This window comes from Streptomyces sp. NBC_00572, assembly GCF_026341815.1.
GTDB lineage: Bacteria > Actinomycetota > Actinomycetes > Streptomycetales > Streptomycetaceae > Streptomyces.
In genome coordinates, this window is the sequence record NZ_JAPENX010000002.1 from 881929 (window position 1) to 901926 (window position 19998).

Annotated in this window: 14 protein-coding genes; 6 read left to right on the forward strand and 8 right to left on the reverse strand. The window is 70.0% G+C overall.

Annotated elements, in window-relative coordinates:
• Positions 1-155: 155 nt before the first annotated feature.
• The gene (locus tag OG514_RS36135) at positions 156-1484 is read left to right on the forward strand and encodes a sulfatase (RefSeq protein ID WP_266902069.1); all 1329 of its coding nucleotides are present in this window, start codon (positions 156-158) and stop codon (positions 1482-1484) included.
• Between the two features lie 120 nt (positions 1485-1604).
• Positions 1605-2186 carry a hypothetical protein gene (locus tag OG514_RS36140; RefSeq protein WP_266902071.1) on the forward strand — a complete coding sequence of 194 codons (582 nt, stop codon included), beginning with the start codon at positions 1605-1607 and terminating at the stop codon, positions 2184-2186.
• A 222-nt stretch (positions 2187-2408) separates the two neighbouring features.
• Here the strand turns inward: OG514_RS36140 and OG514_RS36145 are convergent, their stop codons facing one another.
• From OG514_RS36145 to OG514_RS36180, 8 genes are all read right to left on the reverse strand, one after another.
• Positions 2409-3809 carry a sulfatase gene (locus tag OG514_RS36145; protein ID WP_266902073.1) on the reverse strand — a complete coding sequence of 467 codons (1401 nt, stop codon included), beginning with the start codon at positions 3807-3809 and terminating at the stop codon, positions 2409-2411.
• A gap of 308 nt (positions 3810-4117) precedes the next feature.
• Entirely contained in the window at positions 4118-4690 is a 573-nt protein-coding gene (locus OG514_RS36150) for an antibiotic biosynthesis monooxygenase (RefSeq protein ID WP_266902075.1), read from the reverse strand.
• Between the two features lie 102 nt (positions 4691-4792).
• Complete coding sequence (locus OG514_RS36155) at positions 4793-8680, reverse strand: SGNH/GDSL hydrolase family protein (RefSeq protein ID WP_266902077.1); 3888 nt, start codon at positions 8678-8680, stop codon at positions 4793-4795.
• 113 nt (positions 8681-8793) lie between these two features.
• Positions 8794-9372, reverse strand: coding sequence for an RICIN domain-containing protein (locus OG514_RS36160; protein WP_266902079.1), 579 nt, complete (start codon positions 9370-9372; stop codon positions 8794-8796).
• 112 nt (positions 9373-9484) lie between these two features.
• Positions 9485-10489, reverse strand: a complete 1005-nt coding sequence (locus OG514_RS36165) for a hypothetical protein (RefSeq protein WP_266902081.1) — start codon at positions 10487-10489, stop codon at positions 9485-9487.
• Positions 10490-10492: 3 nt separating this feature from the next.
• Positions 10493-10999: a hypothetical protein gene (locus OG514_RS36170; protein ID WP_266902083.1), complete on the reverse strand. Its 507-nt coding sequence runs from the start codon at positions 10997-10999 to the stop codon at positions 10493-10495.
• Positions 10996-14499, reverse strand: coding sequence for a CHAT domain-containing protein (locus tag OG514_RS36175; protein WP_266902085.1), 3504 nt, complete (start codon positions 14497-14499; stop codon positions 10996-10998). The genes OG514_RS36170 and OG514_RS36175 overlap by 4 nt, the downstream gene beginning before the upstream one ends.
• A 190-nt stretch (positions 14500-14689) precedes the next feature.
• On the reverse strand, positions 14690-15178 hold the full coding sequence (locus tag OG514_RS36180; RefSeq protein ID WP_266901246.1) for a carboxymuconolactone decarboxylase family protein: 489 nt from the start codon (positions 15176-15178) through the stop codon (positions 14690-14692).
• A gap of 479 nt (positions 15179-15657) precedes the next feature.
• Between OG514_RS36180 and OG514_RS36185 the strand changes: the two genes are divergently transcribed.
• The 4 genes from OG514_RS36185 to OG514_RS36200 all read left to right on the forward strand — a co-directional run bounded on the left by OG514_RS36185 (position 15658) and on the right by OG514_RS36200 (position 19747).
• Positions 15658-16899, forward strand: a complete 1242-nt coding sequence (locus tag OG514_RS36185) for a hypothetical protein (protein WP_266902087.1) — start codon at positions 15658-15660, stop codon at positions 16897-16899.
• The gene (locus OG514_RS36190; RefSeq protein ID WP_266902089.1) at positions 16883-17653 is read left to right on the forward strand and encodes a hypothetical protein; all 771 of its coding nucleotides are present in this window, start codon (positions 16883-16885) and stop codon (positions 17651-17653) included. The genes OG514_RS36185 and OG514_RS36190 overlap by 17 nt, the downstream gene beginning before the upstream one ends.
• Positions 17654-18379: 726 nt before the next feature.
• A complete protein-coding gene (locus tag OG514_RS36195) occupies positions 18380-19111 on the forward strand; it encodes a class I SAM-dependent methyltransferase (RefSeq protein WP_266902091.1) in 732 nt (243 codons plus the stop codon).
• A gap of 60 nt (positions 19112-19171) precedes the next feature.
• Complete coding sequence (locus OG514_RS36200; RefSeq protein ID WP_266902093.1) at positions 19172-19747, forward strand: dihydrofolate reductase family protein; 576 nt, start codon at positions 19172-19174, stop codon at positions 19745-19747.
• Positions 19748-19998 lie beyond the last annotated feature (251 nt).

Here is a 19998-nt window from a genome sequence, read left to right on the forward strand (position 1 = left end):
TGTCCCCACGCGTCACCGCCGATTTCAATCGACTCGCGCACGTGAGCACGCACACCAGAGGCGAGGGACATGCGGCCGGAAGGGCAGTTCCGGCGCTCGCGCATCCGTCACGGCCAGATGCCGACCGAGTCCGACTCCGACCAGGGAGCACGCCCATGCCCGCAGCTCACACCCCTGGCAGCTCGCCGCTCTCCCGGCGAGCGTTCGCCGCGCTCGCCGGCGCGACCGCCACCGCGCTGACCGCGCCGGCCGCCACCGCGGCCCAGGCGGCGACACCCCGTCCCGACTCCGCTTCCGGACCCGGCCCCGGTCCCGGTCCCGGCGACCGCCCCAACATCCTCTGGCTGGTGGCCGAGGACCACTACCCGTTCATCGGCGCGTACGGAGACGAGGTCGCCCGGACCCCGACGCTGGACCGGCTCGCCCGCGAGGGCATCCGGTACGAGCACTCGTACTCCGCCGCCCCCGTCTGCGCCCCGTCCCGGTTCGCGCTGCTCACCGGCGTCAGCCCCCGGAGCGCAGGCCCCGCAGAGCACATGCGCGCCATCGGCCGCACACCCGACTTCCTGCGCGGCTTCCCCGAGTACCTGCGCCAGGCCGGGTACTACACCACCAACAACTCCAAGACCGACTACAACGCGGTCGTGGACATGGCGGCCACCTGGGACGAGTCCAGCGCCACCGCCCACTACCGCGACCGCCCCGCGGGCGCCCCGTTCTTCGCGGCCTTCAACGACATGACGACCCACGAGTCCAGTCTCTTCCTCGCCGGGGACGGCCGGACCGACCCGGCGGACGTGCGGGTGCCCGCATACCTCCCCGACGCCCCCGAGATCCGCCGGGAGTTCGCGCACCACTACGACGCGATGGAGGCCATGGACGGCCATGTCGCCGACCGTCTCGCGGAGTTGGAGGCCGCAGGCCTCGCCGACGACACCATCGTCTTCTTCTGCTCCGACAACGGCGGCGTCCTGCCGCGCAGCAAGCGGTACTGCTACGACGAGGGAATGCGCACCGCCCTCATCGTGCGCGTACCGCCCAAATGGGCCCACCTCGCGCCGCGACCCGCCGGGTTCGTGGAGGAGAGCGCCGTGACCTCCGTCGACTACGGGCCGACGGTCCTCGCCCTGGCCGGCGTCGACGTCCCCGACCATGTCCAGGGCCGGCCCTTCCTCGGCGTACGCCGACCAAAGGAGGCGCCGTACGCCTTCGGGGGCCGGGACCGCATGGACTCGCGCTACGACATGGTGCGCACCGTCCGCGACCGCCGGTACGCCACACCCGCCGCCGCCCGGCTCGCCCGCGCCCCCACCTTCATCGAGCCCGACCTCGCCCGGCGGGCGCGCCCCGCAGTCGACGCCGCCGCGGCCTCCGGGGAGGAGAACCTGGGCAACGCAGGCCGCTACCTGAAGCACGTCCTCGACGGCACGTACACACCGTCCACGCCGATCTTCCAATGGGCGACCCAGAAGCCGGCCCGGTAGTCAGCCCGGTAGTCGCCCCGGCAGCAGTCGGCTCCGTCCGGCTCAGGAACCGTTCCCCCGTATCCTGCGTGACCACTTGATGTGTTGTCGGCTGGTGGTGAGGGGACCGGAGGAAACCGGATGAGAGCGCGCACGATGGTGAACGTGGCGGTATCGGCCTGCGTGGCGCTGGTGGCGTGCGCGTGCGGTCCGACGGATTCGAAGGAGGACGCGGGCGCGAAGCCTTCACAGCCGTCCGCCTCCACGTCCGCGTCCGCGCAGGCCGAAGAGCCGCCGGCCGCGCCGATCACGCCGTCCGCATCCGCTCGGACGGAGAAGCCGTCGGCCACCTCGACCGGCGAGCAGCCCTCGCCGAAGACCAAGGAGGGCGCGATCCGGCGGTACGAGCAGTACCTCCACGCCCTGGGCCATGAGGACATCGACACGGTCTGCGAAGTGGCCGGGCCCGCCGCGAAGCAGGCGGAGGACCAGGGACTCGGCCCGTGCACGTCGACGTACGTCGCCGTCTTCCAGATGATCTCGCCCGCGCAGAAGAAGGCCCTGCAGACCGCGACCGTCGACCCTCAGCGCGTCGTCGTACTCGGGCCCGGCAAGATCGAGATGCCGGCCGCAGCGGTCAGGTCCGCCGCCACCTTCTCCGACAGCGACCTCGGCAGCTGCACCCTGGAGTACCTCAGGAGCGACTGGTACATCACCGACTGACACCCGGCGCGCCCGCACGCGGAGCCGCCCCCCCCGGGGGGGGCGTCAGGAGATGCGCGGTCTCGGCGCCCAGGCGGTGCAGCCATCGCCACCGGGCGTGGCGACCACGTGGAGGTGCTGGGGTCCTGACGGGGTCGGCCGGGCACCCGTACGTGGTCGCACGGATGCCCGGCCGACGGTGCTCGCGGGGGGGGCGTGGGGGGCCGTTGGTCGTGGGGCGGGTCAGGACACGCGGTCGGCGGCGAGCTGGGCGGCCAGGGCCGGAATGCCGAGGGCCTGCTCCTCGGCGGGGGTGGCCTGGTGGAGCTTGTTGGTCAGCTGATGCGAGTCGCTCGACAGGTCGTAGTACTCGCGGAACGTCACCTGGCCGGTGCCGGACACCGTCCCGTTCCCGTCGGTCGTCAGGTCGTAGTACTCCGTGTACTGCTTGTCCTCGGCCACGTACGAGGACCAGGTCGGCGCCCCGCCGGCGCCGGTGCCCTGCTTCCACCACTCCACCAGCAGGTGGTCGCGGCTGTAGGAGGAGAGCAGGGACCGGCCGTCCTGGGGTGCGGCCGGGGTGATGCCGGCCGCGTCGAGGATGGTCGGCGCGATGTCGATGTTCGCGACGACGCGGTGGTCCACGGTCCCCGCGCCTCGTCCGCCGGCCGGCCAGGAGAGGTAGAACGGCACCTCGTGCGCCGGGCGGTAGGGCACCGACTTGGCGGTCCAGCCGTGGTCGCCCCAGCTGAAGCCGTTGTCGCCGATGTAGATGACGAGGGTGTTGTCCAGCTGACCCAGGTCCTGGAGCTTGTCCTTGAACGCCTGCACGGCGTCGTCGACGGAGAGCAGTGTGCGCAGCTGCTCGGCACGGATGGCCTTGCCGTCGGCGAGGGTTCCGGTGGCGTTCCGGATGTAGGCCGGCTTGTCACTGCGGTCGCCCTCGGGGACCGAGGGCCTGCCGTTCCAGTCCGGTACGGCGGTGCCCGCGTACTTCGCCTCGGGGGTGCGCGGACCGTGGGAGGCGTACGGGGTGACGTACGCGAACCAGGGCCTGGTGTCGGTGGCGGCCTTGTCGAGGAAGTTCAGCGTGCGGTTCTTGATGATGGTGGTGGTGTAGCCGTTGATCGCCTGGACGGTGCCGTCGACGTTCCACTGGGCGTTCACGTATCCGGGCTGGAGGAGGGCGAACTCCTCGAAGTGCGGCGGATTGTCGGCCAGGGTCCAGGAGTTGAGGTACTTGCCGAACAGGCCGGTGCGGTAGCCCGCCTGCTTGAGGTACCTCTGGACGGTGGTGCTCTGGTCGAGCTGGTGCGAGGCCTTGTTGTTGCGCACGCCGTGGTTGTGGGCGTGTCGTCCCGAGAAGACGCTGGAGCGCGAGGGGGAGCACAGCGGCGTGGTGACATGGCCGTTGGAGAAGCGCACGCCCTGGTCGGCGAGCCAGGCGACGGTCTTGGGCAGGGCCCACTCGGTCTGCTTGGGCTGGTCGTCGGTGACGATGAGCAGGATGTTCGGGCGGACCGCGGCGGCGGCGGGGGCGGCTCCGGCGATCTGTGCGAGGCCGGGAAGCGCGGTGGCGGCGGCGACGGCGGCTCCGCCGAGGAAGCCGCGGCGGCTCACCGGTGGACGTCGGTTCTCACTCATGGTGTCCGTTCCTCCTGGGTACGTCGGCGCACGGGGGCGCGACGGGCGGGCGGCTACGAGCCGCCGGCCGGGATGCGGGGAAGAGGGCGTGCGGCAGGATCCGGGCGAGGGCGCCGGTGGGAGTCCCGCGGGGAAGGAGGCGTTCAGCGCGCCTGGGCGACCGTACAGAGGGCGCTCGCCGCGCGCCCCTGGTCGACGTGACGGCGCACAGTGAGGATTCCTGTTGCCATGCGCACGACACTAGGCATGCCCCAACTCCGTTTCCATATACGGAAGATGAAATGACGGACGCAGTGCCGAAACACCCCCTAGGGGGTGAGCCAGCCGCGCAGGAGTCGACTCACCGCGGGCATCGCCACGTAGGCCATCAGTACGTTGAAGACGCCGGCCACGACCGCACTGCTGAGCAGGACCGGGAGCATGGTCAGGCGTGGTACGAGGAAGAGGCTGCCGAGCACGGAGATCGGATAGATCGCCAGGGTCGCGCTGATCGCCATCTTCCACCGGGGCGGAGCAGGCCGTGTCGAGCCCGGCTTGGCGAACCAGGTCTCCATGCCGGTCAGTTGGCGCCGGGCGACCTCCGTGTGGTGGTGCCCCCGGCAGTCGGCGAACCAGGCCGCCCGCTCGGGCGAATCCTGCCAGGTCCGGCATGCTTCCGCGTCCCGGAACCGGTGGACGAGAAACCACGGGGCGTCACCGCCGGAGGAGCGGAAGAGCCCGTATCCCAGGTGCCCGGGGAAGGCGGCCGCACTGTCGAGGATGCCCCTCGCCCACAGCTCGAACGCGGCCTCGTGACCGGGCTCCACCCGGCGGGCTATCAGGAGGGTCACCTCGCCTGTGTCGGCGGGGACGGTGGCTTGCTCAAGGCTGACGGCGGTCACCCATACTCCTCATGATCACACCGCGCCCGCCCCTACTCTACGCGCCGATCGGGGCGGAACGGCGTCCCGCCCCGTGGCGCTCGGAACCCTCGCTCCGCGGCCCTACCCCGCGCCGGGGTAGCCGAAGAGCGGGAGGTCGGTGGTGAGGGCGTCGGCGAGGATGGTCGTGCCGAGTTCGTTGGGGTGGAAGGACTGCTGGCTCATCGGGGGGTTGAGGCCGGGGAATCCGCCCTCTTCCCCCTCACCGCGGGTGGGCTTGGGAATGCCGGCGTTGACCGCCTCGGGGTTCCCGCACACGCCTCGTGCTCCGAACCGGTCGATCGGATCGGTGAAGTGGACGTCCAGCCGGTCGGGCCACTCGCGGAGGTTCTTGACCACGGCGGCGAGCTCGTCGCGCAGGTGGAGCGTGATCTCGCCCATCCACTTGACCTCTCCGGCCTCCGGGTTGAGGGCGGCGGTCTGGCCGGGCTGGGACGTCGCATCGCAGGAGGCGGTGAACAGCTTCACGTAGCCCATGACGACGATCTTGGCGTTGGGTGCGGCCTTGGCGATCTCCTGCAGGGCCGTCTTCACCGAGGGTGCCACCTTCTCCGTGATCCGCCTTCTCGTCGTGCCGTCCAGGTTCAGGACGAGGTTCTCGTGGCAGGCCACAGTGACGTAGCAGGTGGTGAAGATGTCCGTGAACCCGGCGTCGTTACCGCCGATGGACAGCAGGACCAGCGTGGTGTTCGCGTCGAGGAACCCCTTGTCGAGCTGCGGGGGCTCGCGGTGCTGGCCCTCGGCGGACAGCCCGAAGGCATTGCGTACGGGTTCCTGACCAGGGGCGGCCGTCGGCAGGAGCATCTGCGTGAGGGCCCCGCTGCACGCGAGGAGGTGCGCGTCGACGTCCGGGTCCCAGACGTCCGTCCGGTATCCGAGCGTATGACGACTGTCCGGCAGACGCGCCTTGCGGGACCACGCCGCGTACGAGCGGTGGCAGGCGTTGCGGTAGACCGTCAGGCCCATGCGATCGGACTCGGGGTAGTACTTGGACCCCGTGATGGGCGAGGCGCCTTCGCCGGCCGCGAAGGAGTCGCCGAGGGTGACGACCTGATGCCGCGGCTTGCCCGGCAGGGGCTGGAACGCGATCGCGTCGAAGGCGATGTCCTCCTTCCCGTCGGGCGCACCGCCGGTGACAGAGGTCAGCTCGACGCGCGGTCGCCCCGTGAACCGGAAGGCGCCGAGGGGCACCCAACGGTTCTCCTCCGTGCGCTGGAGCAAGGTCCGGCGCTTCGGACCGTCCGCGGTGTGGACGGTGTACGCGGCCTGTTGGGTGTGGGCGCCGTGATCCGGCATGTGCACCATGACGCGGGCCCAGCCGTCCAGCTCTCGTCCGAGCTCCCAGCGTCCGGTCACCTTCAGGCGGTCGCCGAGGGCTCCGGCCCGGCTGTGGGTGAACCAGAAGTGGCCGCCGAATCCTCCGCCGATCTGGTGGAGGTCGACCTTGGAGAGGAAGTCCCCGGTCTGGCCGTCCTTGGCGAAGTCGAAGGTGAACGTGCCGTCGCTGCGGCGCGGACACGCGGCAGGGGTGACGGCGGGCACGTCCGCGGGGACGTCGTCCACGACCAGGACTCCCTGGGGAAGGTCCTCGGCTTGACAGTTCGGCTGATGGACCGCCACGTCGGGCGGAATGGAGTGCTGTCCCGCGTCGAACCGGATCTTCTCGTGGCCGCACTCCGTGGCGCAGTCCTTCTTCCATGTCACCGACTCGTGCCACCAGCACTTCAGGTCGTACTTTCCGGTGGCCGGGTTGATGTGCCCGCAGTGGCTGGGCGGCTCGGGCTTCTCCCCGGCCTTCGTGGGCATGACCGACGGGTCGTCGGGGACGAACATGAGGTGGGAGTTGCAGTCGTTGGCCTTCACCTGGCAGAACAGCAGCCGCGGCGGCTTGACCTGGGAGCGCTGGTCGTTCGTGTTCCACCAGGCGGGCTGGAACCCGGCTCCGTTGTTGCCGGTGGTCTTGCCGATGGAGTGCGCGGCCCAGCCCATGACCTTCTCCGGGTAGGGCCATTCCTGGGGGCGCGAGGCGTCGCCCGGCCGGCCGTCGAGGAACGGCAGCCGGTTCTCGCGGTAGTGAGCGTTGGCCGGGTTGTTCAGCCAGCCGAGCCCCCACGGCTCGCCCGCTCCGTGCTTGGGGTAGAAGCCACTGTTGTACGCCCAGATCGCCATGAACCAGTTCTCCAGGCGGGAGGGGTCCCCGTCGTGGACCCTCATGCCGACCGCGGCCTGCTCGTTCCATTTCTCGGCCAGGATGCGGGCGGCCGCCGCGAGGTTCGCGACGTAGTCCACGGCGACGGCCCGCTGCTGGTCGGCCGGCAGGGCGACCTCACCGGGCTTCGTCCGGCCGGCCATCCGCATGCCGTCGGTGACCTGAGTGACGCCGTAGCCGCAGTCGGCGTGCTTCCAGTCCACGTCCCACTGGTTCTCGTCGGCGGCGACCTTGAACGGGATGCCGTAGTAGTTCCCGATGAGCGGGTTGCCGGTCAGCCCCTCCACCGTGTGGCGGGACGCCTGCCACATGTTGGACTCCTGGGCCGTGATGCCGAGCAGGATCTGCGCCGGGATCCGTCCTCCGCCCGCGAGGGGAACCGGCGGGAACATGCGGTGCGGCGCGTACGCGGGCAGGCCCGAGCCCTTCCAGTCGGCCGGCCGCTCCAGGTCGAGACGCCCCTGGGCGAGCATGTCGGCGGCCCACTCCACCTGGTGAGGGGTCGGTTGGTAGACCTGCGTACGGACGTCGCCCCGGGCGATGGAGCAGGTGCGGTCGACGTCGACGGGGTCGTGGGGGTCCTCGACGGCGCGCGGCCCGGCGTGCGTGCGCGCCCTGGTGCTGGGCGACGGGGCATGACCCTGCTCCGGGAGGGCCGGCACGCGTCGTTCGTCGGCGACCCCCTCCACGCTCCGTCGCCCGGTGCGCGCGGTCACGGTCGTGATGCGCGGCCCGGCGGCGGCCCGGCGCCCTTCGCCGTACTCGGTGTCGGCGACCGCGAGCGCGCCGGTCGAGGAGGCGACCGCCGTGGCCGGCACGGCGAGCCAGGACGCGGTCGCCGGCAGCGTGCCCTCCGTCTCCCCCGGGCGGAGGGTGCTTTTCGGGAGGCGCCTCTCGCCCGGAAGGCCCGTCAGGAACACCCGGCCGCCCGCTCCCGGGGACAGGCCCACGTGGCCGGTCGCGCCGAGGGCGTAGGAGCGGGTGCCGTCGGTGTGGTGGCGTCGGACGCGCACCTGGTCGTGCGTGCGGTCCATGAACCACACCCCGCCCTCGTCGTCGGGGTGGAGCTCGAAGGGGGTGCCTGTCGAGCGGGCCAGGGTGTGCAGTGATCCGTCCGGGTCCACGCGTACCAGTCGGGGGCCGCCGGCCGCGACGAGCCCCTGTGGGGTCGGGACGGCGGACGTGATCTGACCGGCCGCCGTGACCGGAGCCTCCAGGGTGCCCGAGGCCGCGTCCAGCCTCATCAGGCGGGTCTTCCCTAGGTCGCTGTCGCCCGCCTGTGTGAGCACGGCCTCTTCACCGGCCCCGCACCCGGGGTTGTAGTACGCGAGCGTCGTCCGCACCGGAAGCTTGCGCACGGCTCCGGTGTCCAGGTCCACGACCGCCGTGAACCCGCCGCGCAGGAAGAGTTCCGGCCGGTTCGTGAAGGACCGCGGGGCGTACACGACCACGAGCCTGCGGCCGGAGGCCGTCAGGCAGGCGTTGCCGATCCAACGGTCGGTCTCGATGCCGGGTTCGGACAGTGAGGTGACGGTGCGCCAGTCGTGCCCTTCCGACTCCCGGGCGCCGAAGACATGGAAGCCGTCCGCATCACCGGCGGTGGTCCATGCGAGGTCCCCACCGGTCTCCGCTCGCTCCGCGGAGACCGGCCGCGGACTGCTCTGTGGCGCGGGCTCGGGGGTCGTGGCCGCGACGAGCCCGAGCGCGGCCGCGCATGCCAGGGCAGCGGCGAGCAGGCGCATGGGGACCTCCTGGGACGGACGACGTGAACACCCCGAACGTTACGGAGCGTAATCACGGCTGGCCATCCCCCGCATGGGTGGCCACGTGGCGAGTCCTCGCCATACCCGTTGCTTCAGAAATCCCATTGCATGTGGTTGGGGACGACGTAGGGAACCTGCCACTGCTGCGCGCGGGCCCCGTTGGCCCGCGAGCCGTCGGCGATCTCCAGGGCCTTGCCGCTGTGGAAGTTGTAGATCATGGTCCGCCGGTAGCTGGCGTACGGGAAGTCCCAGATCTGGGAGCCGACGTTGGCGCACGTCCACTGCTGGGCACGAGCGCCGTCGGCGCGCGAGAAGTCCGCGATCTCCAGGCACTTGCCGCTCTCCACGTTGATCAGACGGTAGTTGTGGCGCTCCTGCTGCCACTCGTCGTACCAGACGCCCCTGAGCTCCCATCGCCAGGACTGCTGCCGCACCCCCACGCAGTCCCACTGCTGTGCTCGGGCACCGTCCGCGTGCGAACCGTCGGCGATCTCCAGGCACTTGCCCGTACCCACGTTCACCAGCCGCCCGACGTGTCCGTCGGGCGGGAAGATCGACGGCCGTAGCTCGACGCCGCCACCCGCCGAGGCGGGTGCGGCGGTGACGACGGCGAGCAGGGCGGCGCCGGTGAGCGCGCGGAGGAAGCGGGGCAGCCGGACACGGTGCGACACGGTGACTCCTCGGTGGGGGTGCACAAGATCGGCACGGTGAACGTACTGGTGGAACGCGGCATGGGGCATCGGCCATCCGTGTGAGCCGAACTCCCGACCCGTAACCCCGCCATCACACGTACGGCGTCAGGACCCCCATGAGTCCGGTGGTGACGGCAGCCGCCAGGCTCACCTGCGTCAGTGAGATGCCGCGGCCCGTCGGCGCGACGGGCAGGTCGGGAGCCGTCCGGGGGCTCTCGGCCGGCGGGGTCTCGTGATGCAGGGGAATCCCCCGGTGCCAGAACAGGCAGATCCGCTTCCAGCGTTCCCGCTCCGTTTCCGGATCGGAGCGCCGCTCCTCGCCGAGCGCCTCCAGGAGATCCAGGCGGTGCAGATCGAAGGCGACCCGAACGTGCTGCCCGTACACCACCGCGGCGCTCAGGGCGCCCCGGTAGGACGCCCAGGCCAGCAGGACACCACCCCAGAGGCAGCCCAGCAGCAGGGCGGGCGGGCCGCTCCGGATCGCCACCCAGGCGCCGCCGAGTACGGCGAAGGCGCAGGCGAGAACGGCACGGGTCAGGAGCGCGGACAGCTCCGCCCGCGCCGTCGCCAGCGCTCCGGCCAACCCTTCCGGAAGCAGGGGGAACAGACGGGGCCAGACGAGTACGGCATCGATTCCGTAGCGCAGCTGTGGGTACAGCTCCGCGGCCTTGAGGACGTTCCCCAGGCGGGTCGGCCTCACCTCGTGCAGTCGTGACCTCGGTGGGTAGAGGTGCTGCGGCGATCCGTCGGCGGACCTCAGCAACCGCAGCCGGTGACAGCGGCGTCCGAACCGGCCGAACGACCGGTCCGCGAGGTATCCCCAGTACCCTTCCGCGTACCTCAGTACGGCGGACTGGGCCGAGTCCAGGAACGCGGAGACGAGCAGCACCGCGGTCAGGAACCCTCCCACCAGCAGTGCCTTGAACTCGACGGGTTGGGCCCTCCAGGTACGCAGAAGGGCGCTGGGGGGCTGCTCTCCGCCGACCAGCGCGACGACGACCAGCAAGGAGCAGAAGACGAGGCTGGGCAGCAGCGCGACCCGGACGAACCGACGGCCCGCGAACTGGGCCGCCTCGCCCAACGTCGTGGTGAACACCGGTCACTCCGCCCTGATGGCCAGAGGATGTGGCGCGGCCTCCGCTCCGCCTCCGGGACAGGCCGGTGGGAAGTCGGGGTCGTACTCGGCCAGGGTGGTGAGCAGGCCGCAGCGGCAGACGACACGCGCGACGGGAGTGGCGTAGGCACCCGCAAGGACGGCGTCAAGGGGCGACGGAACGTCGCTGCGCAGCGTGCCACGGGCGGACAGGGTGACCAAATAGGCGGAGACGGTGTGCTGTTCCAGTACGCCCAGGGTGCGACCGCCGTCATGGACCAGCGCACCGTACGGGTTGAGGGCCAGCAGATCGAGTGCTCCGCCGGTGCACAACGCCACCATGGTCATCGGTGCGGGCAGCAGCACGGCCGGAGGAAGCCCTGCGTCCCCGTCGTCGAGCCTGCCGAGTGCGGTGGGCCAGCCCTCCGCGTCCATCGTCATGACGTAGCCGCTGTCCGCCGCGGCTTCGGACAACGGGGTGACGGGAGCCAGGGGCAGTTCGCCGAGTGTCATCGCCAGTCTCCTACCAGGGTGAAGGGGGCCCAGAAGAACGGGGCGGCGAAGGCGGGCAGCGAGTAGTCGGCGCGCAGCCGGCCGTGCTGGAACCGGGCCTGTCGCCTCAAGTTGGTCAGGGCCTGGTGTTCGTCGGTGCCGTGGCCGGTGTCCGCCAGCAGTCTCTCGATCTCCGCCAGGGCCCCTGCCGCGTCACCGGCCCGCAGTCGAAGTTGGGCGAGGTCATGCCCCAGCCGCACGTCGATCGGCCGGTTGGCCGACAGCTTCCGGAGCCGCTCGCACTGCGCCACCGCGTCGCGGAAGGTCATCGTCCGGACCTCACGGCGCGCCGCGGACAGAGCCGCCGCGACGGGCCGCCCACTCCCGAGCTGCCGGTAGAGGCCGGCCATCAGCAAAGCGGTGGAGACGTCGTTGACCGCCCACTGGCTGACGACCACGGCTCTGGCCCCGGCATGCAGCAGGGCCCTGGTGAGGCCGATCAGTTCGTTGCCCTTCCGGTTCTGCTGAGCCCCGGTCTCGCATCCGCTCACGACGACCAGGGAGGCGTCGAGCCGCACGGAGAGGAAGTCCTCGACGGTCAGTCGCGCATCGGCAAGACGGACCGCCGACCCGGAGGGCCGTGCCCGGTCGACCCCGTAGTGGCAGGCGAGGTGGAGCACGTCGTACGGCTCCGAACCCAGCCGTTCGAGAAGGAGGCGGCGGGTCGCGGACCCGCCGGTGTGCACCTCGGCGTGCGGCAGGAGGGAGCCGATGAGATGGGCCTCGGCCCGGGCGTGCGGCAGGTCTCCGTCCGGGTCGGCCATGACCAGCGCCCGTCGGACGCCCGAGGTCGCGTCCCGGCCGAGCCGGTGCCGCAGGAGCGAGGCGCTGGGCGTGACGCAGAGCGGATTGCGCTCGCCGAGCGGGACCCCGTCCACCTCCACCGCGTGCAGGGGCAGGTCGTGCAGGGATCCGTCGGGCACCAGCCACACGGTCTCCCCCGGTGCGGAGTGCTGCGCCACCGCCCGGGCGAGGAGCCACAGAGGTTTCCCCCAACGAGCCGGACCGGCCGGTGTGGGCAGCTGCAGCTGGTCGGGGTCCTCGTCCAGCGGGACCGCGAAAGCGGCGGGCGTCGGCCGGTCGGCGCGCACCACGAGCACCAGCATCCGCGAGCCGCGGCCGACGAGTTCGCAGAGCACCACGCCCGGCGGGAGAACAGCGCGCAGTTCCTCGAACGTGGCGGGTGCTCCCCGCCGGTGTCTGACGTAGGCCGCACCGAGCGGCCCGGACGCCTCCAGCTCCGCCCAGACCGCTTCGCGCGCTGCTCGGTACCGACGCTGATGGGCGGGGTAGATGTCCCGGTGTACGAAGTCGGCGCCTCCCGGCCGCGGGAGAACGCCCTCCCGTACGCGCCCTTGCTCCATCCCCCGTTCCCGGTCACGCAGATTCGCCAGCCGCACCGGAAGTTCAGGATCGACGGAGGAGCCGAACACCTCAAGGAGCAGACGGGACCGGCTGCGTTCGGCCAGCTCGACTGCCTGGGCCGGGCCGAGGTGGGAGGCCCGCCCGTCGACGACGAGTTCGATCAGCTGCGCGCAGGAGGGTGTGAGGTCCAGGTCGATCCGGGTGTCGCCGTCGCTGACGCGTTCCCGCATCCGCTCGACGAGATCCACGACGGCCAGAAGTTCGGTGGCGAGATCCGCCCACCGGTGCTCCGCCTCGGCGATTCGAGCCAGCAGGCGACGGGCCTCCGCCTCGTGCGGCAGGTCGCCGACGGAACGGGCGGCGGCGACCACCTCTTCGGCGATGCCGCGCGCGGCGAGGTCTGAGGCGGCGGTGACGGGCGCGGAGGTTTCTGGCGCTTGGGTTCCCGGCGCGTCGATGCCAGGCGCGGCGACGTCTGGCGCGGCGACGTCTGGCGCGGCGATATCTCGCGGGCCGGTTGCTGCCACGCCCGTGCCTGCCACGCCGGTGGATCCACTCTCCAAGGACTCACGCGCGCGTTGCAGGGCCTGACGCAGGTCATGGGCGGCGGACATCTCGTAGAGGTCCAGGAACGAGGTGTACATGCTGCGCGCCCGGGTCTGGGCGGGAAGTCCGGGGCCGAGGGTCTTGGCCAGGGAGGCGAAGCGCTGCTCGACCAGCCGTACGAATGCGATCTCCTGGTGATGGTGGCTACCGAAGGGCAGCCAGGTCGGCAGTTCGTCGAACAGTCCCTTGGCGGACCGGAGGTCGAGCGGCATCATGCGGGCGGCCGACAGGCCGGCCGCCCTGTCGCCTGCCACCGCCTTCAGCACCAGGGCGAGACAGGCCACCGCCCTGGGCAGACCGGGCCGGTCGGCGACCTGTTCCACCTCTTCTCTGGCTTCCTCCGGTCGCTGCAGATCGAAGAACAGCACATCTGCGGCGAGGCAACGAGCAGCTGCCGCGTTGCCGTCGAGGCCGGCGGCGGCGTACAGCTCGGCGGCGTAACGGCGGTTGCGGAGCGCGTAGTCGAACTCACCCGAGGAGCAGCTCACCTCTGCTCGTACCATCGCGGTCATCGCAGTGACGATCCGCGCCGTGGTCGACAGTTCACGGCGCTGGGCCGAGTCCAGTCCGACGTGCTGGTGGCACAGCCAGCGCAGCGACTCCGCGGATGCCTCGGCGGCGCTGATCCACGGCTCCCCCTCCGAGGCGGGAACGGCGCTCAAGGGCCGCCAGACCATCGGCACCAGGTCGTATCCCTTGCGGGAGGAGAGCAGTTCACGATGGCGCAGCCACAGTTCCCACAGTGCCAGGTCGGGCCGGTGCGGTGGACGTGTTGCCGTGTCCCACCATCGCTCACGGGCGATGGCGTGGAGACCCAGGGGGAAACGGTCACGGGCGATCCGCGTCGTCAGGAGTTCGACCGCGGCATCCGCGCGCAAGGCCCAGTCGCCGGCCCGCCATGCGGCGAGGGCGAAGCCGATCTCCAGGACGGTCATGGCCGTCGCCGCGGGCAGGAGGACGACCGCGTCCGGCTGGACCACGGCGGCCAACGCCGGAATCCAGCCGTAGCAGAACCAGGTCCGGAGACGGCCGAAGCCCCGTACCCAGAACGACGACACTCCCCTCACCTGCGGCCACGTCCGGAACTCGTACAGGCAGCCGAAGAGCGTGACCGCGGAGGCCACCACCGCGCACAGAACCACCTCCCGCAGGTCAGGTGTGGCTCTGCCCGACGGCAGCAGCGCCGCAAGGCCGGTCCCCGTCCACAGGAGCGCGGCCTCGCTGCGGCACCGCCCACGCCTCGCCGCCCGGCTGATCGCACGCATGCGCCGTTCGCCGATTCCCGCCCGCACCACGATGAGCCCGGCGAGCTGCAACCGCAGTACGTCGGAGACCGACCCCAGGTCCGGCTGCCCCGACCGGACCACGATCAACAGCGGTACGGCGGCCCCGGCCAGCCGGACCGCGCGCCACCAACGATCGTGCAGGCCGGTGGGTTGGGCCTGGATGTCCTCGTAGCGCCGGAGCCGCTCTCGGCTGGGCAGCCGCATCGCACACATCCCCCGCGTGGAAGTAGATCGACAACTAGGCTAGGGGCCCACCGCCGCGAGAATCGGCCCCACGAACCCTGTCACCCGATCGTGGCAACCGCAGGTCTCCGGACCACGGTGCACTCCTACGCCGGCGAGGGCAGCACCCCGCCGGCACCCGCGTGCATCGAGGGGACGGGACGGGCAGGGGTCAGTCCCACTGCTGGTCGGCGAGGGAGTCGACGGGCTGGGGCTTGCCGATGACGGCCAGGGCGATGAAGAAGTTGATCTGGCCGATCGCGATGGTGAGGGTGGCCAGGGCCTTCTCGTCGTAGTGCCTGGCCACCTCGGCGTACAGGTCGTCGGAGACGCGCTCCCTGCCGTGCGGGGCGGGCTGGAGGGTGGCCTCCACGAGAGCGAGGGCGGCGCGCTCGGCGTCGGTGAAGTACGGGGCGTCCTGCCAGGAGGAGACGGCCGTGATGCGCGCCTCGGACTCCCCGGCCTTGCGCAGGAAACCGGTGTTCAGGATCGTCAGGTAGGTGTTGCCGACGATCTGCCCGGCGCGCAGGTGGACCAGACTCATCGTGGTGCGCGGCACCGAGCGGTTGCCCGTCGCCCGGAACAGGGCGGCACTGACGTCCTTCAGCTCAGGCACGAACTCGGAGGGGTCGGGCATCCGGGAGATAGAGGTGTTCGTCATGGCTGCTCTCCTTGTATCGCGACGTGCATTCGGCTTGTGTTTCGGCCGGGTTGGCCTCTTCACAGCACTGACGGAACGGCACACGAAGATGTGACCGGAGCCGAGAAAATTCTTTGGAACGCGCGGCCGACGCGGACGGGGGGAGACCGCAAGGCGGGCACCTCGCCGTAGACCGCCACCACAGGTCGCCTCCCGTACGCATCAGCGGGCCAACAGGACCACCGACTGGTACAGCCCGCCCAACGCCGGCCGTCCGCCCGTCCGTCAGGCCTCGCGACCTCGCGGCCTCGCCGAGCGGCTCCGCACACCGCCTGCACAGCAAGCCCGTTGCCCGCCGCAGAACCCCGTGAGATCATCGAGATTCAATGGTCCGTCTCCTTTCGTTCGCGCCTCGCAAGGCGAATGAAAGAGTGCGGGCCGTTGCCATGTCCACGACTCCGCGGGTCGTGTATCAGAGTGCGAAGGGCAGGTACGGCTTGATGGACACAACAGAGCTGGCAGAAGCCTGCATCGAGGATACGAGCAACACCTTGGTGGCGCCTTCGACGTTGCAAGACAACGACGTGATCAGGAACTTGATCAGGGACTTCTTCGGGTCCACAATCACGCTGGAGGACCTTACTTCCGGTTCGGCCGACCTCGCACAGAAATCTGTCTACCTCTGCGGCGACGTATCGGCGATCAGCGACCACCAACTGCATGCGGCAGCCCGGGTATTCGTCATCCGGGAACTGTCACACGGTTACCACGAGGACGTCGACAGGCCCTGGACCCTCGTCGACCTCGGCCGAGTTCCCCTCCGCGTACACGGCGCCGGCGTGTACTACCGCCGCTTTTTCGACCTCGGCGCCGATCACTTCGGACGGATCCGCACGGAGCACGCGTTCCAGTCCCTGACGGAGTCCACCAAGCCTGGAACGGCCCATCGCAGCGGGATCTATCTGACGCCCGTCACACAAGACGGTGACGAACTACATTTCCGTCTGCTCCGGTGCTCCACGAATCTCTCGGGGCCGACCGAGAGCTTTCGCCCCACCGACACGCACATCGTCGAGGCTCTGAACCGCGAGGCCGCCACTGTCTTCCGGAACCAGGCTCCGCTCAATCACGTGCTCGCCCAGACGTATCACAACACCCTTGCGACGACCGAGCGCAAGCAGTCAAAGGCCAAGATCTCGGCCCATGCCGACAAGACCAAGGACATGCCCGTCAATGGGATCATGGCCTTCTGCACCTTCTATGACGGGCTCGGCAACTTGCAGCCCCTGGCCGAAGACACCTTCGACTACGGCATGAAGGGTGCCAGCGGGCTGACCAGACTTCACTTCCGCCTCAAGGAGCCGGCCGCGGAACGCGATGGGGTCGCGCTCCCCGCGCAGTTCACCCTGACGCTCTACCCCGGCTCCGTCTTCTTCATGCCGCTGTCCACCAACCGCCTGTACACACACGAAATCCGGCCCTCGACCTTGGACGCCGAGTTGCTCCCGACCCGGCTGGGATACGTGGTGCGCTGTTCGAGCGCCGAAGCCGTTCACAAGAGCGACCACACGTTCCTCAAAATGGCTGGAGAACTCGTGAAGTTGGGGCCACCCACACCGGACGGCATGAACGAGCTGCGCAGGCTGTACGCCGAGGAGAACAGGACCTCGTCCTTCATCGACTACGGCGACAAATTTCTCTTCAGCATGAACACGGGAGACTACATTGCCCCCCGAATCTAGGATTTCGGACGAGATCCTCTCGTACACCTTGCCGAGCCAGGAGAATCTCTTTGCGGAGCTGTCCGCGTCGGCTCGCCTGGAAGACGTAGGGAAGGGCCGACGAGGCGCCACCCTCACCAAGATCGACGAGGCAGCCGACGTGCCTCTCGTACGTACGACCACTCGATACAGCATCCCGACGCAGCGTTTCCAGGCGGTGCACGAACGGCTGGCGCAGCAGATTCAAGAACGCGCCGGGGTTCCGATCGGCTTCAACAACGCCCTCATCGAGAACTACACGAACGCTTACCGAACCATGGGCAGCCATTCCGACCAAGCCCTCGATCTGGTCGACGAGTCGTTCATCGCCGTCTTCTCCTGCTACCAGTACCCCGAAGCGAGCCCGCCGCGGAAGCTGATCTTCGAGTCGAAGGCGTCCGGTGGCGAGAAGTTCGAGATCCCCCTCGCCCACGACGGTGTCGTCGTGTTCTCCGTCGACTCGAATCGGCGACTCAGGCACAAGATCGTACTCGACACGCCCGTCCCAACGGCGGACAACCAATGGCTGGGCGTGACGTTTCGAACGTCGAGGACCTTCGTTCGGTTTCGCGACGGACATGCATACCTCCCGCAGGGTACGCGCCTCATCTCGGCCAACGACGAGCAGCGGCGCGAGTTCTACCAACTAAGGCGCCGCGAGAACACTGAAACGGACTTCACCTACCCCCTGCTGACGTACACCGTCAGCGAGAGCGATCTGATGCCGCCCGTCTGACCTTGAGAGAGGCCTCAGTTCCCTTGGAGGCTGGGCAGTTCGTGAGTCGGCGCACCACCTGGCGCTCGGGCTCCAGAGCCTGGATGCCGGCCGAGAGGACTTCGGCCTCGAGGGTCGCCGCACCTCAGGGCACGACAGCCCTTCGAACTCATCACGGTCTGGCTCGTCCCCCGGGCGAGCGGATGATCGTGCCATCCTCATCCGACAGCGCACACGAGGTTGACCACCGACCGCGGGCGCGTTCACCCGCAGCCCGGCGACCTGCCCGGCCTGCGCATCATCCGGCTCGGGTGCTGGGGCGCTGAGGCGCTTGGGTGGGACGGCGCCGTGTGGCGATCTTCGTGTGGAGACTCCTGATGCTTCGTTCCGTCGCCGTCACCCGACGGTTGGCCCGCCGGGTTCTCGTCGCAGAACTGGGTGAAGGGAAGCGGCCGCTTCCGGAGATCATTGTTCTCCGGTGAAGGGCATCGCTGCTGTTCGCACTGATCAGGCACCCGGCCGTCCCGCTCCGAGGCTGCGCGCCCGATTCCCGACCAGTAGCCGGGCTGGGATTACGCCTGTCGTGTGGACGTCGTGCGTGGCGGGGGAGCGATACGAACGGGGGCGCTGGTGGGGAACGTAGTCTCGGGCCGCCCTTACGGCGTACACCCGGCGCCCGCGCATGCCCGCCACGGGCTACGCCTGCCCGGGAGTGGACCGCCCCGCCCGCACACATGAGGACCCGTCATGACCGCACAGGACACCGCCCCGCCCCTGCTCACGCCCGACCGGCTCGACGAGGTCGAGGGATGGTTCTTCGACGCCGACCGGTTCCTCTTCGACTGGCTCCTGACCCATCAGCGCGACCACGGCATCCGCGGTGACCTGCTGGAACTCGGCGTCTACAAGGGCAAGAGCGCCATCCTCATCGGCTACCACGCCTCCGAAGGCGAGCGGTTCACCGTCTGTGACCTGTTCGACGCGGGCGAGGCCCCCGACGACTCCACGGCCACCGAGATGCGGGTGTACTACCCGACCCTGACCCGCCAGGTGTTCGAGGCCAACTACCTGCGCTTCCACCGTCGGCTGCCCACCGTGATCCAGGGGTCCTCCTCCGAGATCACCGGCCATGTGCCCGCCCACAGCTGCCGCTTCGTGCACATCGACGCCTCACACCTGTACCACCACGTCCGCGCCGACATCGCCTCTGCCCGCGAGCTGCTGACCGAGGACGGGGTGGTCTCCCTCGACGACTTCCGCAGCCCCCACACCCCGGGCGTCGCGGCGGCCACCTGGGAGGCGGTCCTCAACACCGGCCTCAAGCCGGTCGTACTCACCGAGAGCAAACTGTACGGAACCTGGGGCTCCGCCGATGTCCTGCGCGACACCCTCGCCGACCGCCTGACCACCCACCCCACCCTCTGGGGCGTGACAGAGGACGTGGCCGGACACACCTTGCTGCGGATTCACTCCCGTTGAGCCCTGCGGCGGCGGCCAACGGGCGAAAAGTGTCGACCCTGTTCCCGAGGAGGACCTCTGATGCGCAGCGTGACCTACTCGATGAGCACCTCACTTGACGGCTACATCGTCGGGCCGGACGGCGGCTTCGACTGGACGGCGCCCGACGACGGGGTCTTTCGCTTCTGGATCGACGAGATCCGGGGAGTCGGCGTCCATCTGTTGGGACGCCGACTGTACGAGACGATGCTGTACTGGGAGACCGCCGACCAGGATTCCTCACTCGACGACGCGGAGCGCGAGTGGGCCGCGCTCTGGAACCCGCTCCCCAAGGTGGTGTTCTCCACCACGCTGTCGACGGTGCAGGGCCATGCCCGTCTGGCCTCCGGCGGCCTGGCGGAGGAGATCGAGCGGTTGCGAGCCGAGCCGGGAGAGGGCGACATCGCGATCGGCGGCGCGGCTCTCGCCGCCGAGGCGGCCGCGTTGGGTCTGATCGACGAGTACCAGATCATGGTCTACCCGGTCCTGGTCGGCGGTGGCACTCCGTTCTTCCCCCGCCACGAGCGCCAGGTGGATCTCGAACTCGTCGAGACCCGCACCTTCAACTCACGAGTCGTCTACCTCCGCTACCGCGTGGCGCGCCCAGCTGTGCCCTGACCTTCAGGGGGCTGCGGGCGAGTCGTGGCTCAGCCCGCGACGGGGGCTGTGGGCCGCGCCTGCCCATGGGGTGCGTGACGCGTGTACGCGCGGTCGGGTGACGCCCGTACCGGTGAGGCACGTCCGCCGACCGGCCCTGGCCGGGGCGTGCCGCGAAGTCGTACGGCTCCCGGCCTGCTAGGCAGGCAGATGCCCCGATCGGGTCTCGCGGCCCGGCTCAGGGCCGGGGCGCAGGCCCGCCGCCCACCGCA